This is a genomic window from Nocardia sp. NPDC004151 (assembly GCF_042874235.1).
Classification (GTDB): Bacteria; Actinomycetota; Actinomycetes; order Mycobacteriales; family Mycobacteriaceae; genus Nocardia.
The window spans coordinates 1-1,440 of the sequence record NZ_JBIAMR010000042.1 but is presented as its reverse complement, the minus strand read 5'-3'; the positions used below and the strand labels follow the sequence as shown (position 1 = coordinate 1,440).

General features: G+C 65.4%; 1 protein-coding gene. It reads right to left on the bottom strand.

Annotation, left to right across the window (positions count from 1 at the left end):
• Positions 1-21: 21 nt before the first annotated feature.
• Entirely contained in the window at positions 22-1,224 is a 1,203-nt protein-coding gene (locus tag ACFYTS_RS36555; protein WP_387309767.1) for an IS110 family transposase, read from the bottom strand.
• Between the last annotated feature and the right edge of the window lie 216 nt (positions 1,225-1,440).

Below are 1,440 nucleotides of genomic sequence, written 5' to 3'. Positions count from 1 at the left end.
AGGAGAATCTCAATGACTAAGTCAAGCCGTTTGCGCGACCGGCGGGGCGGGGGTGAACACTCTGTTGTCGCGCAGCATGGCCCACAAGACATCGACTCGTCGGCGGGCCAGCGACAGCAAAGCCTGAACGTGGAGCATGCCTTCGCCGCGCTTCTTCAGGTAGTAGTCCCGGGACGGGCCGGGATGCATCATCGCGGTCTGGGCGGACATGTAGAACAGCCAGCGCAGGCGACGACTGTAGCGTTGCGGCCGGTGGTAGTTGCCGGTTCTTCGGCCGGAATCCTTTGGGACGGGAACCAATCCGGCGTGCGAGGCCAGTCGGCCGGCGTCCGCGTAGCCGGACATATCGCCCACGATCGCGAGGAACTCCGCGCCCAGGATCGGTCCCATCCCAGGCATCGACTCGATGATCTCGGCGCGGTCGTCGGCGCGGAAGGTGTCGCGGATGTCGCGGTCGTTGTCCTTGATCCGTTCGTCGAGGGCGAGCAGCTGCCCGGCGAGATCGCTGACGAGCTTGGCTGCCCGGGCTTCTCCGGGCAGGGCGGTGCGCTGGGAGTTGGCGGCCTCGACGGCCTTGTTCGCAACATCGTTGGCGCTGCGGACTTTTCGGCGTTCGAGCCAGCTGGTGAGGCGTTTGACGCCGATCCGCCGCAGCGCAGCGGGGGTTTGGTATTCGGTCAGCAGGACCACCGGCCCTTTGGCCGAGGAGTAGTCGAAAGCGCGTTCCAGCGCCGGACAGACGCCCACCAGCAGGTCCCGCAGCCGGTTGACCAACCGGACCCGGTCGGCGATCAGATCGCGCCGGTAGCTGGTGAGCATCTGCAGGGTGGACATCAATTCCGGTGTGGCGGTGATGGTGGCGAAGTCGCGGCGCATCCGCGCTTGATCGGCGATCACCCGGGCGTCTTTGGCGTCGGTCTTGCCTTCGCCGCGGTAGGCGCCGGTCATCCGGTGGACCGTGCGGCCCGGGATGTAGACGACGTGCTGTTGTTCGGCGATCAGCAGGGCCAGCAGCAGCGCCGAGGACCGGCCGGAAATGTCGACCGCCCAAGATATTTCGTCGGCCTTCTCGCGGGCCATCGCGATGAGTTGGGTGATCTGCGCTTCGTCGTTGATGACCTTCACCGAGAACAACGTGGTGCCGTCACCGTCGATCCCTGCGGCCCAGTGGTGTCCCTTGCCGGCGTCGACGCCGACCCAGATTCGAGAGTGGGGCGTGCTCAACCGATCTGCTCCTGTCGCTGCGTTCCGCCCTGACCAAAGCAACCTCTGGCCCGAGGAACACTCCGCCGACATGTCCTTAAACGGCGACGACGCCCGCATTTCTCAATCAGCAGTCGGAGCGTCCCGGAGGACCAGGCGGCCATTCTCCTGGAGCCCTCGAGGGCAGAAACCCATCAGCCACACCCGGTCCTCCTGGACCGCCTAAATCTTAAGGAA